Origin of the sequence: Corynebacterium sp. c25Ua_89 (assembly GCF_047459735.1) — a bacterium.
GTDB classification, from domain to species: domain Bacteria; phylum Actinomycetota; class Actinomycetes; order Mycobacteriales; family Mycobacteriaceae; genus Corynebacterium; species Corynebacterium simulans.
This window is the reverse complement of sequence record NZ_JASBOD010000002.1, coordinates 258,039-280,845: the sequence shown is the minus strand read 5'-3', so window position 1 is coordinate 280,845 and position 22,807 is coordinate 258,039. Positions and strand designations below refer to the sequence as shown.

Annotated in this window: 23 protein-coding genes and 1 riboswitch; of the genes, 12 read left to right on the top strand and 11 right to left on the bottom strand. The window is 59.6% G+C overall.

The window, feature by feature from the left end; all coding sequences use genetic code 11:
• Positions 1-55: 55 nt before the first annotated feature.
• The gene (locus tag QKB66_RS04150; RefSeq protein WP_414252755.1) at positions 56-2,332 is read right to left on the bottom strand and encodes an acyltransferase family protein; all 2,277 of its coding nucleotides are present in this window, start codon (positions 2,330-2,332) and stop codon (positions 56-58) included.
• A gap of 442 nt (positions 2,333-2,774) precedes the next feature.
• On the opposite strand from QKB66_RS04150, the gene rpsP reads away from it, so the two are divergent.
• Positions 2,775-3,281, top strand: a complete 507-nt coding sequence (gene rpsP, locus QKB66_RS04145) for a 30S ribosomal protein S16 (RefSeq protein ID WP_062038405.1) — start codon at positions 2,775-2,777, stop codon at positions 3,279-3,281.
• Between the two features lie 83 nt (positions 3,282-3,364).
• Here the strand turns inward: rpsP and QKB66_RS04140 are convergent, their stop codons facing one another.
• The 3 genes from QKB66_RS04140 to QKB66_RS04130 form a co-directional block, all read right to left on the bottom strand.
• Entirely contained in the window at positions 3,365-3,871 is a 507-nt protein-coding gene (locus QKB66_RS04140; protein WP_414252754.1) for a TetR/AcrR family transcriptional regulator, read from the bottom strand.
• 121 nt (positions 3,872-3,992) lie between these two features.
• On the bottom strand, positions 3,993-5,201 hold the full coding sequence (locus QKB66_RS04135) for an IS110 family transposase (protein ID WP_005297392.1): 1,209 nt from the start codon (positions 5,199-5,201) through the stop codon (positions 3,993-3,995).
• 393 nt (positions 5,202-5,594) lie between these two features.
• Positions 5,595-6,020, bottom strand: a complete 426-nt coding sequence (locus QKB66_RS04130) for a cupin domain-containing protein (protein ID WP_282440016.1) — start codon at positions 6,018-6,020, stop codon at positions 5,595-5,597.
• A 131-nt stretch (positions 6,021-6,151) separates the two neighbouring features.
• Between QKB66_RS04130 and rimM the strand changes: the two genes are divergently transcribed.
• From rimM to QKB66_RS04100, 6 genes are all read left to right on the top strand, one after another.
• Positions 6,152-6,652, top strand: coding sequence for a ribosome maturation factor RimM (rimM, locus tag QKB66_RS04125; protein ID WP_414252753.1), 501 nt, complete (start codon positions 6,152-6,154; stop codon positions 6,650-6,652).
• Complete coding sequence (trmD, locus tag QKB66_RS04120; RefSeq protein ID WP_070433262.1) at positions 6,649-7,515, top strand: tRNA (guanosine(37)-N1)-methyltransferase TrmD; 867 nt, start codon at positions 6,649-6,651, stop codon at positions 7,513-7,515. Before rimM ends, trmD begins: the two co-directional genes overlap by 4 nt.
• The gene (locus QKB66_RS04115; RefSeq protein WP_414252752.1) at positions 7,505-7,867 is read left to right on the top strand and encodes a hypothetical protein; all 363 of its coding nucleotides are present in this window, start codon (positions 7,505-7,507) and stop codon (positions 7,865-7,867) included. Before trmD ends, QKB66_RS04115 begins: the two co-directional genes overlap by 11 nt.
• A 202-nt stretch (positions 7,868-8,069) precedes the next feature.
• Complete coding sequence (locus QKB66_RS04110; protein ID WP_311517875.1) at positions 8,070-8,648, top strand: hypothetical protein; 579 nt, start codon at positions 8,070-8,072, stop codon at positions 8,646-8,648.
• Between the two features lie 182 nt (positions 8,649-8,830).
• The gene (locus QKB66_RS04105) at positions 8,831-11,161 is read left to right on the top strand and encodes a Tex family protein (RefSeq protein ID WP_248091600.1); all 2,331 of its coding nucleotides are present in this window, start codon (positions 8,831-8,833) and stop codon (positions 11,159-11,161) included.
• 118 nt (positions 11,162-11,279) lie between these two features.
• The gene (locus QKB66_RS04100) at positions 11,280-13,385 is read left to right on the top strand and encodes a YhgE/Pip family protein (RefSeq protein ID WP_414252751.1); all 2,106 of its coding nucleotides are present in this window, start codon (positions 11,280-11,282) and stop codon (positions 13,383-13,385) included.
• A 14-nt stretch (positions 13,386-13,399) separates the two neighbouring features.
• On the opposite strand, the gene QKB66_RS04095 is transcribed toward QKB66_RS04100, so the two are convergent.
• From QKB66_RS04095 to thiC, 6 genes are all read right to left on the bottom strand, one after another.
• Positions 13,400-14,536 (bottom strand): ThiF family adenylyltransferase, encoded by a 1,137-nt coding sequence (locus tag QKB66_RS04095; protein ID WP_414252750.1) that lies wholly within the window; start codon positions 14,534-14,536, stop codon positions 13,400-13,402.
• Positions 14,536-15,315: a thiazole synthase gene (locus QKB66_RS04090; RefSeq protein ID WP_414252749.1), complete on the bottom strand. Its 780-nt coding sequence runs from the start codon at positions 15,313-15,315 to the stop codon at positions 14,536-14,538. Before QKB66_RS04090 ends, QKB66_RS04095 begins: the two co-directional genes overlap by 1 nt.
• A 4-nt stretch (positions 15,316-15,319) precedes the next feature.
• The gene (gene thiS, locus QKB66_RS04085; protein WP_061923244.1) at positions 15,320-15,517 is read right to left on the bottom strand and encodes a sulfur carrier protein ThiS; all 198 of its coding nucleotides are present in this window, start codon (positions 15,515-15,517) and stop codon (positions 15,320-15,322) included.
• 47 nt (positions 15,518-15,564) lie between these two features.
• The gene (gene thiO / locus QKB66_RS04080) at positions 15,565-16,689 is read right to left on the bottom strand and encodes a glycine oxidase ThiO (RefSeq protein ID WP_414252748.1); all 1,125 of its coding nucleotides are present in this window, start codon (positions 16,687-16,689) and stop codon (positions 15,565-15,567) included.
• Positions 16,686-17,327, bottom strand: a complete 642-nt coding sequence (locus QKB66_RS04075) for a thiamine phosphate synthase (RefSeq protein WP_345791624.1) — start codon at positions 17,325-17,327, stop codon at positions 16,686-16,688. The genes thiO and QKB66_RS04075 overlap by 4 nt, the downstream gene beginning before the upstream one ends.
• Positions 17,320-19,077 carry a phosphomethylpyrimidine synthase ThiC gene (thiC, locus tag QKB66_RS04070; RefSeq protein ID WP_414252747.1) on the bottom strand — a complete coding sequence of 586 codons (1,758 nt, stop codon included), beginning with the start codon at positions 19,075-19,077 and terminating at the stop codon, positions 17,320-17,322. Before thiC ends, QKB66_RS04075 begins: the two co-directional genes overlap by 8 nt.
• Positions 19,074-19,189, bottom strand: a riboswitch (TPP riboswitch). It overlaps the preceding gene by 4 nt.
• A gap of 175 nt (positions 19,190-19,364) precedes the next feature.
• Between thiC and rplS the strand changes: the two genes are divergently transcribed.
• Positions 19,365-19,709, top strand: coding sequence for a 50S ribosomal protein L19 (rplS, locus tag QKB66_RS04065; RefSeq protein ID WP_311517870.1), 345 nt, complete (start codon positions 19,365-19,367; stop codon positions 19,707-19,709).
• Positions 19,710-19,848: 139 nt separating this feature from the next.
• Here rplS and QKB66_RS04060 read toward each other — a convergent pair whose 3' ends face one another.
• The gene (locus QKB66_RS04060; RefSeq protein WP_414252746.1) at positions 19,849-20,040 is read right to left on the bottom strand and encodes a hypothetical protein; all 192 of its coding nucleotides are present in this window, start codon (positions 20,038-20,040) and stop codon (positions 19,849-19,851) included.
• A 232-nt stretch (positions 20,041-20,272) separates the two neighbouring features.
• On the opposite strand from QKB66_RS04060, the gene lepB (QKB66_RS04055) reads away from it, so the two are divergent.
• The 4 genes from lepB (QKB66_RS04055) to QKB66_RS04040 all read left to right on the top strand — a co-directional run bounded on the left by lepB (QKB66_RS04055) (position 20,273) and on the right by QKB66_RS04040 (position 22,761).
• Positions 20,273-21,004 carry a signal peptidase I gene (lepB, locus tag QKB66_RS04055; RefSeq protein WP_414252859.1) on the top strand — a complete coding sequence of 244 codons (732 nt, stop codon included), beginning with the start codon at positions 20,273-20,275 and terminating at the stop codon, positions 21,002-21,004.
• Entirely contained in the window at positions 20,982-21,761 is a 780-nt protein-coding gene (gene lepB, locus QKB66_RS04050; protein ID WP_414252745.1) for a signal peptidase I, read from the top strand. The genes lepB (QKB66_RS04055) and lepB (QKB66_RS04050) overlap by 23 nt, the downstream gene beginning before the upstream one ends.
• Entirely contained in the window at positions 21,748-22,389 is a 642-nt protein-coding gene (locus QKB66_RS04045; protein WP_311517867.1) for a ribonuclease HII, read from the top strand. Before lepB (QKB66_RS04050) ends, QKB66_RS04045 begins: the two co-directional genes overlap by 14 nt.
• Positions 22,390-22,455: 66 nt before the next feature.
• Positions 22,456-22,761 carry a DUF2469 domain-containing protein gene (locus tag QKB66_RS04040; protein WP_061923219.1) on the top strand — a complete coding sequence of 102 codons (306 nt, stop codon included), beginning with the start codon at positions 22,456-22,458 and terminating at the stop codon, positions 22,759-22,761.
• The last annotated feature ends 46 nt before the right edge of the window (positions 22,762-22,807 follow it).

Below are 22,807 nucleotides of genomic sequence, written 5' to 3'. Positions count from 1 at the left end.
CATCTGGCACCACGCTTTCTTTGCTCTAGGGTGAGGAAATTAAGTAATCCGCGACTTAGACTGCGTCGTTGTCGGTCAGATACGGGTAGGGGACCGGCTGGGCATTGGAGGCCGTGGCCGTGGAATCGGCCGGTGCTGACGGCGTGGTCGGTGCGGTTGAGGTCGGCATGTTAGCAGGCGTCTTAGGCGGTGCCTGCTTTACTTTTTTGCCGGCCAGGAACGGCTCGATGGCCTCGCGCAGCATTGGCATTGCGGACTCCGCGAAGGCGTTGCTGATGTGGTGCATATCGCGGTAGACCATCGTGTTGCCGATGACCACCGGGCAGTCGCCATTTTTGTCACAGAACCAGGAAGAGGTATCCAGCGACAGCATGTTGTCGTATTGGGACAGGATTTCCGCGCCTGGATCGACCGGCGCGTAGACCTCGTCGAAGGTCATGCCGCAGCCCTTCTCGTCCTCGGTGGCGACATAGCACTCGTCGAACTCGCGGCCCTTGCCAGCATCGTCAAAGCCCCACGGGTTATCGCGCAGGCCCATAAATGGAATCTTGGCGTCTGCCAATTGCTTCCAGAACTCGGCGTAGCCTGCCGGGACGTAGTCTGGGCCTTCTCCCAGCGGGCCGGATGGGCGAGTGGTATTCGAGATGACCAGCGCCGGATCCGCATCCAGGATGCGCTCGGTGACCATCTCGCCCCACTCGTGACATTCAGGGGTAACGGTCAGGTCTTCGCCAAGTTCGATCGGGCAACCCTGACGCAGCATTGGGATGATCTTGAAGTGCATCTCACGGCCCAGGCGGTCCAAGCCGGACATCCACTGTTCCGCGTGGGAGCCACCGACGACGTAGACCTCGGTCTTTGACTCACGGTCGCCCCACTCACATGGAGTGCCGTCGCGGCGGGCATCCGGCAGGTAATCCGCCGGCATGTCCTGCCCAATAAAGCAATAGGCCACTGCGGTTGGCGGCATGAGGCCGCCAACGAGGATCGGGTCCGGCTTGTACTCTACGTCCTTCGGCACCGGCTTATTTAGTGCGAGGGCCGTGGCACCTGGGTAGAGCTTCGGGTCGAGGTTCTCCGCATTCTCGGAGTAGATGGTGTTCATCCACAGCGGCTGAATGGCAAGCAAACCGACAACGCAGGCGCCCACGACGACGCCGCCTACTGCTCGGAATGCGCCAGCGCGCTGCTTCATTGAGGCAATTGCGCTATTGACCGGCATATCGTCCGCCGTCGGGCGCTTGCGGGCCTGGCGCAGCGGCTTCTCCAAGAAGCGGTGGGTAAGATCTGCCAGCACCAGGGAGATGGCGATGATAATGATGCCCAGCCACCATGGAGGGGTCTCCAGCTCGAGGGCCTTGGTGGACAAAATCAGAAGCGGCCAGTGCCAGAGGTAGAGCGGGTAGGCGACGTCGCCAAGCCAGCGCGCCTTTTTTGAAGCCATGTGGCGGGAGATGGAACCGCCGCCGCCCAAGATGATGAGCACCGCACCACCCAACGGCAGCAGGGAGAGCGGGCCTGGGTAAGCCGTGGTCTCAGCAATGATAGCGCCGGTAAACGCTAGGCACACCAGGCCGAGGCCAGTAAACAGGTTGGAAAAACGGTTAGAAATATTCCACTTCGTACCGTAAATAGCTAAAACCGCACCCAGGGTCAGCTCCCATGCGCGCGACCACGTGGAGTAGTAGTTCGCGGCCGTGCCGTAGAGGCCATCGCGGGAAGCATAGGCAAAGGACGCGATGGTAACGACGATAAGGATAGGGCCAGCAATCTGGTTGACGGTGGGGAAGCGCACCTGCTTGAGGCGCTTCGGGTCCGGCGCCGGGCGCAGCTTCATGATGGCTGCCAGAATCAGCGCAAAGGCGATGCCCATGATGTAGAACTGACCCTGTACAGCCATGGACCACATGTGCTGCAGAGGGGAGGTGCTAGCAGAAGCTGCGGTGTAGTCCGCGTTTTGGCGGGCTAGCTCCCAGTTCTGGAAATACAGCATCGTGGCCGTGATTTGCTGGGCGAGCTCTGTGCGCATCAGTTCCGGAGTAAAAATGCGAACCAAGATATAGGTGACGCCGATGACCAACACGAGGCTGGGAACGAGGCGTCGCAAAGTGCGCCAGATTGGCCACCATGGATTCAAAGAAGCATTAGGCTTGGCCGCGTAACGCAGCTGGGAGCCTAAGAAAAAGTAGCCCGAAAGCAAAAGGAACACGTCCACGCCGCCCGAGACTCGGCCGACGAAGACGTGATAAATGACCACGAGTGCGATGGCGATGCCGCGCAGACCATCGAGGTCATAGCGGTAACGGAAGCTGCGTGGTGAATTTTGAGTCATAATTTCTCTCAGCAGGCCAATTAAGGCATACGTCTGCCCCTTAAAGGTTTTGCCTCAAGGGGAAGTGTTAGGAAGTATATAAAGGCAAACTGGCCTGAAAGGTGTCTAGGTTAGCGTCAAATAGGTTACTCTCTCGGGCCGCGCTGTTCATAACGCCACGGGCAGTGCCGCCAAAGATTGCATAAAAGTCAAAGGAAAAGTGCCACCAGAGTTCGCCGCGGGAGGATTTCCGTTTTGGGGAGTCTGCCGCTAATATAGTCGGGGTTGTCTATAGGTAGTTGGTTCTATAGATAGACAACACTGCAAACTTAACATTCTGCGTAACGCCGTATACCGCCTACGGACGGCCGGCACGTCACGCGCAGGGTAAATCCAAGAGCTGAACCGGCGTGGTTTGAATCCACGCGTCTGAACTGCTCGGTGACTAGAAAAGGAGCCAATCATGGCTGTCAAGATCAAGCTGCAGCGTATGGGTAAGATCCGCAACGCTGAGTACCGCGTCATCATCGCTGATGCACGCACCCGCCGTTCCGGCAAGGCTATCGAGAACATCGGCATCTACCAGCCGAAGCAGGAGCCTTCCCTCATCCAGATCGATTCCGAGCGCGCACAGTACTGGCTGGGCGTCGGCGCACAGCCGACCGAGCCGGTTCTCGCACTGTTGAAGGTGACCGGTGACTGGCAGAAGTTCAAGGGCCTGCCAGGTGCTGAGGGCACCCTGAAGGTTGCTGAGGAGAAGCCTTCCAAGCTGGAGCTGTTCAACGCTGCACTGGCTGAGGCCAACAACGGCCCGACCATCGAGGCTATTACCGAAAAGAAGAAGAAGGCCAAGGAAGAGGCAGAGGCTAAGGCTGCTGCTGAGAAGGCTGCAGAAGAAGCTGCTGCCGCTGAGGCTGCCGCTGCAGAGTCCGAGGAGTCCGCTGAGGCTTCTGAGGAGTCCGCAGAGTAATCTCGCCGCGCTTTTGCGTAACTAGATCTTCTAAAGGGCGCCTGTTACCTCCCGTAAAGGGGAACGGTAACAGGCGCTTTTTGCTATTGCGCTTCCGGGCGCACGCTGCCTGGGTAGTTGCGATAAGGATTTTCCGGATTCTTAAAATCGGTGCCGCGGATGACGGCGGCGAACACGAATTTGGCGATGTCGAGCTTCATTTGCTCCGGCAGCGCGCTGAGGTGACCGCTGGTGGCGAGTACCGAAAAGCGGTGCAGCGTAGGCGAGCGGCAGTCGGAAGCGCCCATGTCTAGATCATCGTTGAGTGCCCGCGGGTAATTAAAGCCGCGTCCAGACAAGATGCATTGGAAGAAGCCGTTTTCGCCCAAAGCGAAGCGGAGATAAGCCATTGCGGCGTGCATGAGCTGCTCGACGTGAATGGGGCCTGGATGTTCTTCCTGCGCGGCGAAGTCCTCGGTCTCTATCAGCGCGGCGTCGAGGCGCTTGAGGAGCTCATCAATCGAGGCGTCGGCAACCGCGCGTAGCAGTTCCTCCCGATCCGTGAAGTGGTGGTACGCCGAGGTGGGGGGTGTTCCTATATAGGTTGTCAACCTAGCGGGTGGAGAAATTGGGGGCGGATTCTCTCTGCGGGGTTGTTTGGTCGTGTTGTTTTCGGGCATGGCTGCTAGCCGACTGGGATTTTACCCGGTCGGCTATCTTTACTCTTAGTGTCTAGGCTGCTAGGTCTTCCTGTGATGGTGCGGGATCGTGGTAGTGCTTGTGGTTGCGCATCATGGCGTAGAGGACGTTGAGCCGTCTGCGGGCTAGTGCTACTACTGCGGCGTTGTGTCTCTTGCCTTCACGGCGCTTTCGTTCATAGAATTGCCGGGAACGCTCATGGAATCTGATGGATGCAAAAGATGATTGCCATAGGGCGTTCTTTAATTTTTTATTGCCAGCTCGGTTCAGTGAGTTCGACATGATCGAGGTCCCGGACTGGTTTGTCCGAGGTGATAAGCCAGCGTAAGAGGCTAGGTGCCCAGCTGTCGGGAAGTCGGTCATGTCGCCCGCGGTCATGAGAATTTGTGCTGCCGTCTTTGGTCCGATTCCTGGCATGGATAGCAGGATTTGAGTGTGGGGGATGTCGTTGATGAGCTCGATGACTTCCTGCTCGATTTGTGTGCGGTGCTCGAGCTTTAAAAGCGCGTCCTTCGCCGACATTGCTACGCCCATTTCGGCATAGTGTGCACCAGCAATGGCAACTGTTTGCTCAGAGATGGCAGCGAAAATGGCATCGAGGACAGGTTCAGGATTGCGTGCCTTATAGCGTCGAGCGAAGGCAGTTGCCTTGGCCTTTCCGAGGCGTTTTATCTTGGTCGGTCCGCCGTAGCGTGCAAGTAGGTGCAGAACCCACTTGCGGTGAATTATCTGACCGCGAAGGGCCTGTTCGAATTGCGGGTAGCAGCCTACTAGTGCACTTCGAATCTGATTGATGAGCCTGGTGTAGGAGCGCGCTAAATCTTCGTCGATACCGTTGAGGACCTTCAACTGGAGGAAGGCTTCTTCGACGCGGTCGACGCTGCGGAGGGATTCCGGAAGGTTCTTTGCAGCGTGGGCGATGATATAGGCGTCCCGGATATCAGTTTTGGCATTGCCAGCGTGGATGCGCGAGAGTTGACGCATAGCCAAACCGGGAAGGTAGCGCACGTCGATCCCGAGTTCTTGAGCAACCGCGACAGTTAGTCGACCAATGTTATTGGGCTGGTCCACGACGACAAGGACCTTGTGGTCGTGTGCGCTGAACGCTGAAAACAGTGCGCGCAGGGATTTTTCGTTTTGGTTGATGCGCTTAGATAGCACCTGGGTGCCGTCGATATCTAAGACGCAAGCGTGGTGAAAGTATTTACCGACGTCCATGCCGATGACATAGTCGTAGGTCATGCCAGACCTCCTAGCGAATTGAATGAGTATGGGACTTATTTCATCGCTGGTGGTCGGACATACTTCACGCTGGCATCCAGATTACTTTGAGACCTCGCACATTCTGTGCGGGTCAGGTTCCTATTAGCAGTCTGGAGTATGCCACTGCCTTCGGCGGCATCACCCCCCGGATCATTTTCAGACAGGGACGAAAACAAGCCATACCGAAGCCAGCGACTAGTTCCACTGCCCCAAGGCAGAAGGAACGCAGATAAACATAACCTGCCCCAGCATGGGGCTAGGAGTACGAATCCTGAGTTCCTTCAAGCGGAACTGCCAACAACGTAATGGGACACACCAATGGTGTGCGTGACTGCACGAATGTGGCTTGGAGGCACACATGTTTTCACCGTCTTAAGCGCTCGTTATTGTTTCTCCTGTCAACATTGTGAGCAGCATAATTGCCGGTGAATCGCCGTCGGATTTCACTGCGTCAACCCGGTGTGGAACATAGGCCGGAAGGTGGATGATCTGGCCTGGTCGGAGGAGGACTTCTTTGCCTTCACACGTAAACAAGACTTCTCCGCGCAACGTTTGTACGGTAATCGGATGCGCGGCCTTGTGATCCGGCAAACTTTGGCCCGCGTTAAAGGTGAATAGGATGAGGTTGCCGCCATCGGCGCTTAACACGCGTTTGACGGCCGGGCGTGGGCGCTGCGCGTTTGGTTCCGGCGCCTCCGCCAGGAGGTCCAGGTTAAGCATTTTCTCGCCGTGATGGCTGGCATTACCGAAGGTGCTTACGTCATTGATTGGAAGCTCTGCCACGGGCCTATCTGTCATGGGCTTCTCCTTTATCTAAAGGCGGTGGTTTCATTCTCAACGTTACCCAAAAACATCAGATTTAATAAGGCTCGAGCCGTATAAAATATTGTAGTTCGTGCCGTCAGTTGGAAGCGATTAAAGTTGAGCAAATGGAACTAATGATCGGCCGTGTCATCAAATCGCACGGAATCAAAGGCGAGCTGAGCATCGAAGCCACCACCGACGAGCCCGAAATCCGCTTCGCGGTGGGCGAGGTGCTCCATGGCCGCCAGGGAAAGAAGGAACACGATCTCACCGTCAAGGCAGTGCGCGCGCACAAGGGCCGCCTGCTCATTACCTTCGAGGAAGTAAAAGACCGAACCGCAGCCGATAGTCTGCGCGGCACCCAATTTTTTGCGCCACCACTGGATAACCCAGACGACGAAGGTTTCTACGACCACGAGCTCGAGGGTCTGCGCGTCATCCACGAGGGGGCCGGCATCGGTGAGGTCACCGGAATTACCCATGGGCCAACCCAGTCCTTGCTAGAGGTGCGATTGGAATCTGGCAAGGAAGCCTTGATTCCCTTCGTTGAAGAAATCGTTCCCGAGGTCGACCTTGAGGAAGGCACCTGCACGATTACGCCACCGGAAGGATTGCTAGAGCTGTGAGGCTAGACGTCGTCACAATTTTCCCTGAATACCTAGACCCGCTGCGCCATGCTTTGCTGGGCAAGGCCATCGAGCAGGGCAAGCTTTCGGTGGGCGTGCACGATCTGCGCGGCTGGGCCACCGATACACATAAGTCGGTGGATGATTCGCCCTTCGGTGGCGGCCCCGGCATGGTGATGAAGCCGGAGGTCTGGGGCCCTGCGCTTGACGACGTCGCCAGTGGCGCCGCGCGCACCGCGGACCTGGAATCCTCGCTCCCGCACCTCAATAAGCCGCGCCACGACGACGTCGAGGGCGTGGAGGCCACCGGCTACGAGCGGTCGGTAGGGGAGGACGGCGTTGCCGAGGATCTGTCCTTGCCGCTGCTTATCGTCCCGACGCCTGCCGGAAAACCTTTCACGCAGGCAGACGCCCAAGAGTGGTCCAATGAGGAACATATCGTCTTTGCCTGCGGGCGCTACGAGGGCATCGACCAGCGCGTCATTGACGATGCAGCGCAGCGCTACCGCGTACGCGAGGTCTCCATCGGTGACTACGTGTTGATCGGCGGGGAAGTGGCGGTGCTCGTCATGGCCGAGGCCATCGTGCGCTTAATCCCAGGAGTGCTGGGCAACAAGCGCTCTCATGAGGAAGATTCATTCTCCGATGGTTTGCTGGAGGGGCCGAGCTACACCAAACCACGTGAATGGCGCGGGCTGGCCGTGCCTGAGGTGCTGACCTCTGGAAACCACGCGCTCGTGGATAAGTGGCGCCGCGAGCAATCCCTGCGCCGCACCTTTGAACGCCGCCCCGAGCTATTGGACGGCGTGGAGCTCGATAAAGCCGACCGCAAGTACCTGGAGCAGCTACGCAATGGAAGTTAGTACCGATCTATCTATTTTGATGACGGAAAAAGAATGGAATGACATTCTTACCCGCATGCCGCAGCAGCTGGCAGAAGGTGGCTATGAGCCGGCGAATATCAGCGCGGAGGTCATCTCCTTTACCTGCGAGCCAGACAACATCTTGGTCAACGAGTACATGTCCAAGCACGGCAGCGCACCAGTAGGTGAGAGCGTGTGGCGCGTCATCGTCAATGGTAGCTCTGACCTGCCCTTGCATAAGGTCACCGCGGTGGTGGTGGACTGTTTGCCGCCGCACACGCTGTGGTACGGCACCTCCGAGATCGGTCATACCGAGTTTGGGTTGGGTACCGCCTGCGCGTGGCAACCATAAATCTTTAGGTAGTAACTTCGGCGACGAAAATGGGGAACCTCGCCCTCTGATTAGTTGCTGCAGAATCATCTTGTGAACTGCGGAAAGAGGAATGCTCCCCGGATTCAATCGTCGTTGGTAGCGTCCGTCTTAACATGAGGTCATCAAAAGGAAGTCTCCTTACTTCCTTCTCTCTTTACTCGATATAAGGCAGGTGCACCGCATGTCCATCCCCAACACTTTCCCTCCGGCCAACAACGTCGCTGGTTTCCCCAATCCGGCAGATGGCTACGTGGCACCCACAGAGCAGCGCGGCGGGATATCGACCGGCTTGACGGTGGCTATTACGGCCATCGTTGGTCTTTGCCTGGCTGCAATCGTGGCGGGCGTCATGGCGTTCATGGGCAAAATTGGCGGCTCTGATGCTGCTGCTGGTGCGGCCTCCCCAGCACTCGTCTCTCCTGCACAGGAGGCCGTCCCAGTAACTGTTACTGAGCAGCGCCCGGCCACCGTGACCGCGCAGGCGCCAGAACCCGTCGTACCTGTTGAGCGCGTTGCACAAGCTCCGTCCTATTCCTCTGGATACTCCAGCTATCGAGCGCTCACCGGCAACACCTCGCAAAGCTTTGCAGCAAATGTTTATTCATCCTTTGTAAGCAACTACGCTGCGACCGGCTCCCCGAACGCAACGCTGAAGGTTTATTCTCCGGCTACCGGCGGCAACTACTACATGTACTGCTCCGGCACGTCCTCCTCTGTCCGCTGTTCTGGAGGCGACAACGCAGCAGTTCTCATCTACTAGCACCCTGCGAGCACGTCAAAGCGCTTTCGTTTCCTGGACGAGTCGCCCCGACACGAATGTGTTGGGGCGTTACTGCGTGAGGGAAAGTAATTGAGGAGTTGGAGCGCTCATCGCTGGGATGAAAGGGCGGTGCGGTACCTTTGTTGAGTCCAGAAAATCAGCCACAAAGGTGAGGATTTCTTTTGAAGATTGCAGCTACCATCGCCGCAGAGATTGGTGTAAAGGAGTCTCAGGTTGAGACTGCTTTGACGCTTCTGGCGGAGGGAAACACTGTCCCATTCATCGCGCGTTACCGCAAAGAAGCCACTGGTGGTTTGGATGATTCGCAGTTGCGCACCATCGAGGAGCGCGCGACGTACCTGCGCGAATTGGAAGAGCGTAAAGAGGCAATTTTGGCGGCTATCGATGAGCAGGGAAAGCTCACCGACGAGCTGCGTGCCCAGATTCTCGAGTGTGAGACCAAGGCGCGTTTGGAAGACTTGTACCTGCCATACAAGAAGCGCCGCAAGACCAAGGCGGACATCGCTCGTGAGGCCGGCCTGGAAGAGTTGACGGACAAGCTCATTGAGAACCCCACGGCCAATCCAGAAGAGATGGCGGGGCAGTTCCTGACTGAAGGATTTGAAGACACCAAGAAGGCTCTCGAGGGCGCGCGTTCCATCATCATTGACCGTTTTGCTCTCGACGCCGACTTGGTCGGCGAGGTGCGCGAGCGCATGTTCAACGAGGGCACCATGGGTGCTTCCGTGGTGGCTGGCAAGGAAACCGAAGGCGCCAAGTTTAAGGACTACTTCGAGTTCTCTGAGCCTTTCGACCAGCTGCCCTCGCACCGCATCCTGGCGTTGCTGCGCGGTGAGAACGAGGGCGTTCTCCAGCTCAACCTGGATGCCGGTGAAGACGAAGTCTATGAGGGCATGATTGCCGAGCGTTTTGATCTTGCGGTTAAGGATTCCAAGTGGCTTTCCGACGCCGTGCACTGGGGCTGGCGCACGAAGCTCTATATCTCTTCTGGCCTTGATGTGCGCATGCGCCTCAAAGAAATCGCGGAGGAGGGCGCGCTCAAGGTCTTTGCTACCAACCTGCGCGACGTCTTGTTGGCGGCACCGGCGGGTCAACGCGCCACGATTGGACTGGACCCGGGCTATCGAAACGGCGTGAAGTGCGCTGTAGTTGATTCCACCGGCAAGGTTCTTGATACCGCAATTGTCTACCCGCACCAGCCACAGAACCAGTGGAGCCAGGCAGTAAACACTCTGGCCACGCTGTGTGCGAAGCACTCGGTGGACCTTATGGCTATCGGCAACGGCACCGCTTCCCGTGAGACGGAAAAGCTGGCCAACGAGATCGCCGACATGTTGAAGCAGGCCGGCGGCCAGCGCCCAACTCCGGTCGTGGTCTCTGAGTCGGGTGCTTCGGTCTACTCCGCATCCCAGCTTGCCGCGGATGAGTTCCCAGACATGGACGTCTCGCTGCGTGGTGCGGTCTCCATCGCTCGCCGCCTCCAGGATCCCCTGGCTGAGCTGGTAAAGATCGATCCGAAGGCCATCGGCGTGGGGCAGTACCAACACGACGTCAACCAGACCTCGCTGGCGCGCACCCTCGACGGCGTGGTTGAGGACGCCGTAAACGGTGTCGGCGTTGACCTAAACACCGCATCTGTTCCGCTGCTTGAGCGCGTGGCGGGCGTGAACGCCACTATCGCCACCAACATCGTGGCCTACCGCGACGAGAACGGTTCCTTCGCATCCCGCAAGGAACTCAAGAAAGTTCCGCGCTTGGGGCCGAAAGCCTTCGAGCAGGCAGCAGGCTTCCTGCGCATCAATGGTGGCGTTGACCCACTTGATTCCTCCGCCGTACACCCTGAGGCCTACCCGGTGGTCGCCCGCATTGCGGAGTCCACGGGGCTCGGCGTGGCTGAACTTATCGGTAACTCCAGAGTGCTGCAGAAACTGCAGCCGGCAGACTTCGCTGACGATACTTTCGGTGTCCCGACTGTCACCGACATCATTGCCGAGCTGGATAAGCCTGGCCGCGACCCGCGTCCAGAGTTTAAGACCGCTACTTTCAAGGAAGGCGTGGACAAAGTCTCGGACCTGGTACCGGGCATGATCCTGGAGGGGACCGTCACCAACGTTGCGGCTTTCGGCGCCTTCGTGGACGTCGGAGTGCACCAGGACGGCCTAGTACACGTCTCCGCGATGAGCAATAAGTTCATCTCCGATCCACATGAGGTCGTGCGCTCCGGGCAGGTAGTAAAAGTCAAAGTCATGGAAGTTGACGTGCAGCGTCAGCGCATCGGCCTCTCGCTGCGCCTCGATGATGAACCAGGCCAGCCTGCACAACGCCAGGGTGGTGGCAAGCGTGGTGGCAACGGCGGTAGCAGCAAAGGCGGCAACACTGGCAATGGGGCCAAGGGTGGCCGTGGAGCGCGTGGCGGCCGCGGCAATTCCGGTGGGCGTCCCGCCGGCGGCTCCATGGCGGATGCGCTGAAGAAGGCCGGCTTCGGCAACTAAATTTATTAAAAGTTGCTTCGTGGCGTGCTAGTGCAGCGCGGCGAGTTAGTGATAAGTTTGGTGAAACAAACAAAAGGGTGACCGCGGTCACCATACCTTCATGAGGGAGGGTTTCGCCTTGCACCAGAAACAAACGCCGTTCGACGCCACGCAGCCGGCTGCCCATGCCGTGCAGGAAACGGAAGCGAAGGGGTGGCATCGCATCCTGGACTGGCGCCCGCGTAGCGCACTCTCGCGGGTGCTGATCGTTTTCCTGCTGGTAGCGCCAGTCATCCTCGCAGCCACGATGATGTGGGCGATGTGGGACCCTTCCAAGTACATGCGGCAGATTGACTTGGCGGTGGTCAATGAGGACGCCGGCGTGGAAAAGCAGGGCAAATACGTCAACTACGGCGATCAAGTAGTAGAAGGCCTCCTGGAAACTGACTACCTGAACTTCGCCGAGATGAACGCTCAGGAGGCAAACGATGGGTTGTTAAAGGGCAAGTACCTGATGGTGGTGACCATCCCAAAGGTTTTCTCGGAGCAAGCGGTCACCATCATTAGCGATAAGCCGGTCAAACCGCAGATCCACTTCGCCAGCAACGACTATTACGGAACGAATGGCTCGGTGATTTCTTCGAGCCTGGTTCCGCAGGTTCAGACCAGCGTTGAGAACGCGATTTCCAAAAAGTATGCGGATCAAGTCATCGAGGGCATGGTCAAGCTCAGCGATGACATTGGTACCGCGGCCGAAGGTGCAGGCCGTCTTGACGAGGGCGTGGGCAAGCTCCAGGTTGGCGGCGAGAAGGCTGTGACCGGCATCGACAAGCTGGATGCCGGAGCGGGCGAGCTCAACAACGGTGCGGGTCAGCTGCACGATGGCACTGGCCGGCTGGTCCAGGGCGTAAGCGAGCTTTCCACGGGCGCGGGTCGGCTTGACGACGGCGCGAATGAGTTGGCGACGGGCTCCGATAAGTTGCTGGAGGGCACGGGCAAGCTTGGCGAAGGCGCCAGCCAAATCGAAGGCGGCGTCGGCCAGCTCACCGGCATGCTCATCCCACTCCTGCAGCAAGCACAGTTAGTGGTGCCGAACCTCATCGGCTTGGTGGATGTGCTGCGCGGAATGGGAATGACGGCTCAGGCAGACCAGCTTTCCACTTTGCTGACGAAGCTGGATCCGGCAAATAGCAGCAACATGGTCTCCCAGCTGGAGAAGCTGCGTGATGGTACGCAGCAGCTGAATTACAACTTGTCCGACCCGAATTCCGAGTACCTAGGTGGCATGCTCAAGCTCAACCAGGGCACCCATCAGCTGGCGGAGGGAACCGGACAGCTGAAAAGCGGCGTGGGCGAGCTATCTACCGGCGCTGTGCAGCTGGATGAAGGTGCGGGACGCTTGGCAGAGGGCACCACGAGCCTTAAGGATGGTACCGGTCAGTTGAAGGGCGGCGGTGCCCAATTGAAAGACGGCATCGATCAGCTCAAGGATGGTTCGGGTCAGCTCGCCACGAAGCTGGGGGAGGGTGCTGAGAAGGCCCCGCATATTACCCAGCCCGACGTGACGGCACAGAATATGGCGGTGCCGATCAACTTCACCGAATCCAACGTCCATCCGGTGCAGACCGGCGTTAGCGCCGTCGACCCAACCAAGAAGGAAATCACGGGCGGCGTCTCGATGCTTCTGGTGCTCGTCTTTGGCTTCCTAGCCATGCTGCTGCTCGCTATGACCCTGCCTTATTATCTGCGTGGCATTTTGCCCGCATTCGCGGTGGTTAGCGGCATCAACTTCCTGTTGTTGCTGGGGATGGCGCTGATGTCCACGCTTATGGGCTGGCACCCGGCAAGCTGGCCGATGATGCTGGGAGTGCTCGCAGCAATCGCGATGGTGGGCGCTGCCACCTACCAGCTGCTGCTGGTGACCTTCGGGCGCAGGATTGGCGCCATCTTCTCGGTTGGCGTTTTTGCCATGGGAGTCATGGTTTTCGGCGGCGTGTGGCCCACGGCGGCCATCCCGGCACCGCTGCGTTTGCTGCATCCTTTGCACCCGATGACCTATGCCAAGAACGCCTTCACACGCGCCACCGATGGTATTCATGACGGCACCTTCGCCGGCGGCATCATGGTCTTGCTCAGCGTCACCGTCTTGGCGGTAGCCGCCAGCTACCTCATCTTCCGCGCACGCCACCACGGCACCGCGCGCCTGCTGGACGAGCACAAGGTCATGGCAGCGACCACGGCTTAAGCCGCGTGCGCGAGCTAACCAAGCTCCCGGTGTAGGCGCTCCGCGCCGCCGGGGTAGCTTCTCAGACGCAGCCCAAGTCCTGCGGCGAGCTCGCCATAGCGCAGCGCGAAACCGGCGCTGCGGCTGCCAGAATCACAAATTACCCAGACGGTGCCGCCAGCCGGAGCATCTAAGGAGCCCAGTGCCGCGCGCACCATCTCATCGCCAGCGGTGCCTGCCGCAATTTTGTGAAAAGGCAGAGCGCGCTGGCGCAAGTTCGCCGGCAGCGAGCTATAAAGCAGTGTGGACGGGTCACGGATGTCGAGGAAGCACTCCGCAGCCTCGCCAGCGCTAGCAGCAACGCCAGCGCTAGCAGCAACGCTGGCGTTAGAATTGAGCTCGGCATGAGCTTCCAATGAGGTGCATAGTGCGCGCCCAGGATCGGCGCTGACGCGGAAGCTGCGCAGGCTAGCTGGGTACGCGGTGTAGCTGGATACCTGGCCCACGGTGGTGTCGATTCCGGTGAACCAGCCAATCGCGGCGGTGGCCATCAGCCCGCCGATGACGGAGGTGGTAGCTCCCAGAACACCGGCGCTGGCGCAATCGGGAAGGGCATCGGCATTGGGAGCGGCAGGGAAGAGGTCGCGCAAACCGCAGCCGCGGCCATCCGGTGTGAAAGTGCCTGAATGCCATAGTGCTACGTCGCCGCGAAAACCCAAGACGGTGCCCCAGACCAGCGGAGTCGAGGTTGCCTCGCAGGCGTCGGCGATGAGGTACTTCGTGTCGAAGGTATCTGTGCCGTCGATGACGAGGTCTGTGTCCTGACACAGTCGCAGTGCATTGTCGGCGCTAAATCGGGCGACTTTCGCCTGAATGTGTATCTCTGGCTGTAGCTCGTGGGCGCGCCGGGCGGCGACCGCGGCTTTGGGCTGGCCCACGTCATCCACGCCGAAGAGCACCTGGCGGTGGATATTGCTCAGCGCTACCTCGTCATCGTCGATGAGCGTAATGTGCCCGATACCCGCGGCGGCCAGCTGCTGCAGGACCGGGCAGCCCAATCCGCCCGCACCCACGATGAGCACGTGCGCGCGGTTAAGAGCTACCTGCGCATCTTGGCCGATTAGCACCTGTTGGCGCGCGGTGCGGGCAGACTCGAGTTCGCTAAGGCCCACTAGAGCACCTCATCGGCCCAGCTGGCAAGGCCTTCAAAGGTTGAAGAGGCTTGGGCATGCTCGCGGCGCGGGATGCGTCCTGCCTGGCGGGCATAGTGCCCGGCGGCCACCGCATGACGCATAGCGTGGGCCATGGCCACGGGGTCTTGGCAGCGGTTGATAGCGCTGGCCAGCAGAACCCCGTCGCAGCCTAGCTCCATCGCGAGGGCGGCGTCGGAGGCGGTGCCGATGCCGGCGTCGACAAGCACGGGTACATTGGCGCGCGCGGCGATGAGCTCGATGTTGTGGGGATTTAAAATACCCAGCCCCGTGCCGATGGGCGCTCCCAGCGGCATCACGGCGGAAGCGCCCGCATCCTCCAAGCGCAGCGCCGCCACTGGGTCATCGCTGGTATAGGCCAAGACCGTAAACCCCTCTGCCACGAGGAGCTCGGTGGCGTCGATGGTTTCTACGACATCGGGAAGCAGCGTGTGCTCATCCGCAATGACTTCTACCTTGACCCAATTGGTGCCTAGCGCCTCGCGCGCCAGCTGCGCCGTAAGCACGGCATCGCGCGCGGTGCGGCAGCCCGCGGTATTCGGCAGCGGCTCAATGTTAAGCCGGCGCAGCAAGTCAAAGACGCTCTCGCCACCTGCCTGCGCGCTGTGGCGGCGCATCGCCACGGTGGTTAGCTGCGTGCCGGAAGCTACCAGTGCTTTTTCCAGCGCGCCCTGGCTGCTTGCGCCACCCGTGCCCATGATGAGCCGGGATTCAAAGCTCTTATCCGCGATTGTCAGCACTTTACTAGCCTCCCTGGATTGCAGTAAGAACATCGATGACCGCACCCTCTTCGAGGCGGGTGTCTTCCCACGCCGAGCGCGGAACCACCGCGCCATTTATGGCCACCGCAGTGCCCGCCTCTGGTGCATTGACCTCGGCAATTAGTGCCGCCACTGTTGCTGCGGTGGTATCCATCTTCTGCCCGTTGTAGGTGATTGTCATCGTGTTCCTTATATATCTGTCTTGATATAGCTGTCTTTATTTCGGCTCTAGCGCGCAAAGCGCAGCGGGTCGCAGGCCGAAAGGTCGATGCTGGGGTCCTCGCCGAGGACGAACTCGCGCGTACACCGTGCACCGAAGGCGGCCAGCAAGATGCCGTGGCGGAAATACCCGGTGGAGACAATGAGCCTGTCACTCACGCGCCCCAGGTAGGGAAGATCATCAGGCGTGCCCGGGCGGGCGCCGGTGGTAGCTTCCAGGAACTCGCAATCTTCGATGCCCGGCAGCACCCGGATGGCATCGCGCAGCAGGTCATAGACACCGCCGGCCAGCGGGGCATTGAGGCTATCCTCGCGGCTGGTCGCGCCCACGGCGATGGTTCCGTCGCCGCGTGGAATCAGATAGATAGGGCGGTCTTCCACGAATCCGCGCACCACGCGGTTTAGCAGCGGGCGGCGTTCCTCTGGCACACGTAGGCGCAGAATGTCGCCATAGACTGGGCGTAGCGGTTGCGACCATTCGCTAAGGCCATTCGCCCCCAGTCCGGCGGCCAGCACCACCTGGTCTGCGGCGAAAGTACCTTCTTCGGTGTGCACCATTCCGCCGTCGACTCCATCGCCGAGGTGTGTGACCTTTGTGCGGTGAAAGCGCACGCCTAGGTTTTCCGCGGCGTCGTATAGCGCGAGCGCCCATTGCCGGGGGAAGACCTGCGTATCCCCAGGAATTGAGACGGCGCCGGCCAAGCGTGGGCTCAGCCCCGGTTCGAGGGAGCGCGCCTGCCGCACGGTGATGCGCTCGACCTGCATGCCGTGCGCATTCTGGTAGTCCATGAGCTCTGACAAATGCTGGGAATCGGCGCGGTCCGCGGCTACCACGAGAGTGCCTTCGTCGCGGTAGCCGGTATCGAGGTCGCTGTGCTTGGCGACGGCCGCGATAAGCTCCGGATACCACTTGCCCGAGGCCTGCATCAGCGGAAAGAGCGGGTCTTGTTGATAGACCACCTCCGCGGCGGGAGCCAGCATGCCGCCGGCATGGTGCGTGGCGCCGGATGCTGGCGCTGGGTCGAAGACATCGACTTTGATTCCTGACTGGGCCAACTCTACTGCGGTGGCAAGGCCGATGACCCCGGCGCCGACGATGGCAACGCTTGAGCTGGCAGTGCTGGCAGTGCTCATGCGCGACCTTTCTCGAATTCGCTCAGGAGACGCTCGCAGTAGGCGGCTGGGTCCGGGGCATTCATGATTCCGCGCACGACGGCCAGGCCGTCGACGCCGGTTGCAGCGAGCTCGGCGGCATCGTCCGCGGTGACGTCGCCGATGGCGACTACGGGCAGCTGCGAGGCGGCGACGATCTCTGGGTAGCCCTCGAGTCCCAGCGGGGTGCGCCCAGAATCCTTCGTCGGGGTAGCGCGGAAGGGACCGCAGCCGACGTAGTCGAGGACGTCCGCGTACTGGTTTGCGTCCCTAATTAACTCAAGCGTTCCCGTGGTCAGGCCAATTATGGCATCGGGGCCGAGCAGCTCACGCGCGGCACGTGGGCAGAGATCGTCCTGGCCGATGTGCACGCCGTGGACGGGCGCGCCCGCGCAACGCAGAGCTAGGGCGACGTCGACGCGGTCGTCGATAAGCACGTGCGCGCGCGGATTTACCTCGTGCACCGCCTCGGCCACGCGGGCGCCCAAATCATAGAGCGAGCGGGCAGAAATTGGCTTTGAGCGCACCTGTACCACGCCCGCGCCGCCACGCACGGCGGCCGCGGCAATCTCCGGTGTCATATTGGTGCCGGTGACGAAGTAACAACGCAGATCAAGCACGGTCGGCTGGCTCCTTGTCTGCCGTTTGATAGAGCTTGGAGCCTTGCGCCTTGAACTCGGCTGACATCATTGCCTCGCCCGCCTTGGCGTCGGTGGGAAAGCTCGGCATGCCCAGGGAATCCGAGAAAGTATCGCGGATGTCCTGGCTAATCCGCATGGAACAGAACTTCGGGCCACACATCGAACAAAAGTGCGCGGTCTTGGCGGGCTCAGCCGGCAGGGTCTCATCGTGGTATTCCTGCGCGGTCTCAGGGTCGAGCGAAAGCGCGAACTGATCGTGCCAGCGGAACTCGAAGCGGGCCTTGCTCATGGCGTCGTCCCACGCCCGCGCGCCGGGGTGGCCCTTGGCCACGTCGGCGGCATGCGCGGCGAGCTTATAGGTGATGACGCCGGTCTTGACATCGTCGCGGTTCGGCAGACCCAGATGTTCCTTCGGGGTGACGTAGCACAGCATCGCGGTGCCGCCCATGGCGATGTGTGCGGCGCCGATGGCGGAGGTGATGTGGTCATATCCCGGAGCAATGTCCGTGACCAGCGGACCCAGGGTGTAGAACGGGGCGTCGTGGGCCCAGTCCTGTTCCAGCTCGTTGTTTTCCTGGATCATGTTCAGCGGAACGTGGCCGGGGCCTTCCACCATGACCTGCACGTCGTACTCCCAGGCGCGGCGGGTGAGCTCGCCGATGGTCTTAAGCTCGGCGAACTGCGCGGTGTCGTTGGCGTCGGCCAGGCTGCCAGGGCGAAGGCCATCGCCCAAGGAGAAGGCGACGTCGTATTGCGCGAAAATCTCGCAGAGCTCGTCGAAGTTCTCGTAGAGGAAGGACTCCTTGTGGTGAGCCAAGCACCAGCCCGCCATGATGGAACCGCCGCGGGAGACAATTCCGGTGACGCGCCCCGTGGTCAACGGGATGAATGGGAGCAGAACGCCGGCGTGGACGGTCATGTAGTCCACGCCCTGCTCGCACTGCTCGATGACGGTATCGCGGAAGATCTCCCAGGTAAGGTCCTCGGCAACGCCGTTTACCTTCTCCAGCGCCTGGTAGATAGGCACGGTTCCAATCGGTACTGGGGAGTTACGCAGAATCCACTCGCGGGTGGTGTGGATGTCATCGCCGGTGGAAAGATCCATCACGGTATCGGCTCCCCAGCGGGTGGCCCAGCGCAGTTTGGACACTTCTTCTGCGATAGAAGAAGTCACGGCGGAGTTGCCGATGTTGGCGTTGATCTTGGTCAAGAACTTGCGGCCGATGATCATCGGCTCGGACTCAGGGTGGTTGATGTTATTCGGGATAATCGCGCGTCCGCGGGCGACCTCGGAACGCACGAACTCGGGATCGCAGTGCTCGCGCAGCGCCACGAACTCCATTTCCTTGGTGATGATTCCCTTGCGGGCATAGTGCATCTGGGTGACGCGCTTGCCGGCCTTGGCGCGCAGGACAGCACGCTTCTCGCCGCTCCATTCCGCTGAGGCCGCACCACGCTTTTGGGCGGACTTGCCGTCGTCGGCCAGATTGCGCTCGCGGCCGGCGTACTCCTCGACGTCGCCGCGGCCTGCAATCCACTTGCTGCGCAGACCCGGCAGGCCCACCTCCGGCTCACACTCGGGGCCGCGGGTGCGGTAGACGCGGAAAGGTTCGTTGGGCCCAGTGGGCGAGTCATCGAGCTCGATCTGGGTTTCCGGTACCTCCAGTCCATCACGGATGATGGGGGAGTAAGAGTGCTTTGGATGGATCTCGTTAGGGGTAGCCGACATGGCGCCTTCCTCACTTCCTTCGCTGGTGCTAACCAGACAGGTTCGAACGGTCTAGACGCGGCCTTGGCGCCTATCTCAGCCCACTTCTTCGTGGGCACCCGTGGGGTACTTGCATCACACACCATAAACCCTGTGATGCGCGGCTGTCTTGGAATTGCAAGAATTTGCTGTTCGCGCGGTGGGTATGGAAGAATTCCTTTGTTCTATGTAACAGGCACGAACCGGTCAGCTTCTTCAAGGTTGAAGGGGCGCTAGGGTCCTCTGTCTTAAACTGAAAAGGAAAAACAATGGCTAACCTCATTGAAAAGGTAGATGCAGCACAGCTGCGTGACGATGTCCCAGACTTCCGCCCAGGCGATACCCTCGACGTAAACGTCAAGGTCATCGAGGGTAAGACCCAGCGTGTTCAGCTCTTTAAGGGCGTGTGCATCCGCCGCCAGGGCGCTGGCATCCGTGAGACCTTCACCGTCCGTAAGGTCTCCTTCGGTATCGGCGTTGAGCGTACCTTCCCGGTTCACTCCCCGAACATCGAGTCCATCCAGGTTGTACGCCGCGGCCGCGTCCGCCGTGCAAAGCTGTACTACCTGCGCGACCTGCGCGGCAAGAAGGCTCGCATCAAGGAGCGCCGCTAGTTCTAGCGCCGAAAGCGCCCGCCTCCGTCTTCGTTCCTCATTCGAGGTTCGAGGGGGAGAGCGGGCGCTTTTGCTATGTCTAGACTGTTAGGTCTGGACTGTTAGCTTTGCTCTAGTTTTCTTGTTTTCGGTCCTGCGTTTAAATCTGTGCTGAGCCGGTGCCCGGCTGCTGGGTGGAGCCCTGGGCCATTTGCTGCTCGGTGAGCATGTGCTTAATGTCTTGTTGGTCGCTCCTTACCTTTTTCGCCCACCAGACGACGCCCGCGACGATCGCAACGATGATCAGTAGCGGTACGAGCATGAAAAGAAGTTCAATTATTCCCAAAGACATAAACAGCACGCTACTTCAGGCGAAAAAGTAATTCAATACTTTTTGATGGAAGTTTGCGGAGCTTGCGGGGGACTGATGGAGGATTCGGCGAGCTTAGAGTTCGCTGAATGCTTTCGTCAGGGTGCCGGTTTTCGAGCCTATTGTTGCTAGGATTTAGCCCGTGAATAACGAGAAGGAATTCGAAGACCATGGCGCAGACCTCGCGACTAGCGAGGCCAAGCCGGTAGAAGAAATATCAGAGAAGACAGAAGAGAAGGAGAAAAAGGAGCTGCCGTGGCTCCTAGAGACCCTTCTCATCATCCTCTGCGTGTTGTGCGTGGTAGGCCTCGTACAAACTTTCATCGGCCGCCAATATGTCATTCCTTCTGGTTCGATGGAGCCAACCCTCCACGGCTGCGATGGCTGCACCAATGACCGCATCTTCACCGAGAAGATTTCCTACTACGGAGATAAGAGCCCAGAGCCTGGCGACGTCGTGGTGTTCAAGGGCACCGATGACTGGAATCGCAATTACCAGTCGCCGCGTTCTTCCAACGAGGTCATTCACAAGATTCAGGATGTACTGAGCTACGTCTCGCTGACCCCGCCGGATGAGAACACCTTGGTCAAGCGCGTCGTAGCTACGGGCGGCCAGACCGTGTCCTGTCAGGAGGGAGATCCAGCTGTGATGGTGGATGGCAAGCCGATTAACCAGGACTATGTTATGGACCCGCCAACCTACAAGGTTGACGAGAAGACCGGTTCCTATGCCTGCGGTGGTGCTTACTTTGGCCCAGTTACCGTTCCGGAAGGAAACATCTGGGTAATGGGCGATAACCGCACGGCTTCCGCGGACTCCCGCTATCACATGCAGGATCAGTACCAGGGCACCATTCCGGTAGAAAACGTCCGCGGCAAGGTCATGTTCGTGTTCTTCCCGTTCAACCACATCGGTGGGGTAGATGACCCAGACATCCAGGCCTAGAAAGCGGCGTCCCAACCTAGAAAACCGCGCCGTTGACCACGCCCCGGAAGAAGAGCCCGTGCGCGTGCGCGATCTTCTGCCTACGGTCATCGTGGTGTTTCTGGTCTTGGCTTTCGTGCAGACGTTCATCGGGCGGATGTATCTGATTCCGTCGGCTTCGATGGAGCCGACGTTGCATGGCTGTGCGGGCTGTAAGAATGACCGTATCTTGGTCCAAAAGCTCAGCTATTACTTCTCTGATCCGCAGCCCGGTGATGTCGTGGTCTTCGCGGGCGCCGATTCCTGGAATTCCTCTTTCGAAATAAAACGCTCCGATAACGTGCTCGTTCGCGGCGTCGAAAACGCCGGCGCGGCCATCGGTTTGCTGCCTAATGGTGAAAACATTTTGGTCAAGCGCGTTATCGCTACCGAAGGCCAGATCGTTTCCTGCGAGGCAGGCGACCCGGCAGTGATGGTGGATGGCCAGCCCATCGACCAGTCTTATGTCAAGACCCCGCCAGAGATGCCGGTGGATACCGCAGCTGGCTCGGAGGCCTGCGGCGGCAGCTATTTTGGCCCCGTCACGGTCCCGGAGGGAAATATTTGGGTGATGGGTGATAATCGCACGAACTCGCTCGACTCCCGCGCGCACTTGGGCGATAACCTGCAGGGCACGATTCCGGTGGACAACGTTCGCGGCAAGGTAGAGGCAGTGGTTCTGCCGATTCCACGCGCACAGCTTATCGACGATCCCAAAATCCAACATGCGGCGGCTTAAACAACAGCGCACCTACGAAGTGGCCTTGAGTAAGGCTGGCCTGGGCCCAGTAGCCGGCGTCGATGAGGCCGGCCGCGGGGCGTGCTGCGGGCCGATTACTATCGCCGCATGTATCCTGCCGGAGAAGATCATTCCGGAGTTGGATAAGCTCACCGACTCTAAAAAGCTCACGCCCAAGACGCGGGAGAAGCTCTATCCCATCATCAAAGACAAGGCTCTGGCCTGGTCTGTGGTGCATATTGAGGCGGATGACATTGATTCTTGCGGCATCCAGCACGCTAACGTCTCTGGAATGCGCAGGGCGGTAGCGCGCCTGGAGGTGCGCCCGCACTACGTGCTTACCGACGCCCTGAAGATCCCCGGCATGCCCGCACCCCAGCTGCCCATGGTGGGCGGCGATGCCGCGGCGCGCTGCATTGCGGCTGCCAGCGTGCTGGCGAAGGTCTCGCGCGACCACGTGATGGATGAGCTCGATAGGCAGTATCCGGGCTATGGTCTGGGCTCGCACAAGGGCTATGGAACGGCTATTCATCAGGAAGCGATCGCCCAATTGGGTGCCTGCCCGGAACACCGGATGAGCTATCGCAACGTGGCACAAGCCCACGCGAAATTTCTCGCGCGCGCCTGAAACTGTTCAGGTGATTTCCGGGTTAAGCTAAGGCCCATTGACCCCACAACTTTGGAGGATTAACAAGTGAGCGCCGAGGAACTCGACAACTACGAGGCGGAAGTAGAACTCTCCCTCTACCGCGAATATCGAGATGTTGTAAGCCAGTTCTCCTACGTAGTGGAAACCGAGCGCCGCTTCTACCTGGCGAACGCCGTGGAGCTCATCCCGCACACCTCGGGCCCGGATGTCTACTACGAGGTACGCATGTCTGATGCCTGGGTATGGGACATGTACCGCTCTGCTCGCTTCGTGCGCTACGTCCGCGTTATTACCTACAAAGACGTCAACATCGAGGAGCTGGATAAGCCAGACTTCCTCCTGCCGGAATAGTTATTTCCTTAAAATGTCAGCTCCTGAATAAGGCTGTGCTGGCTTA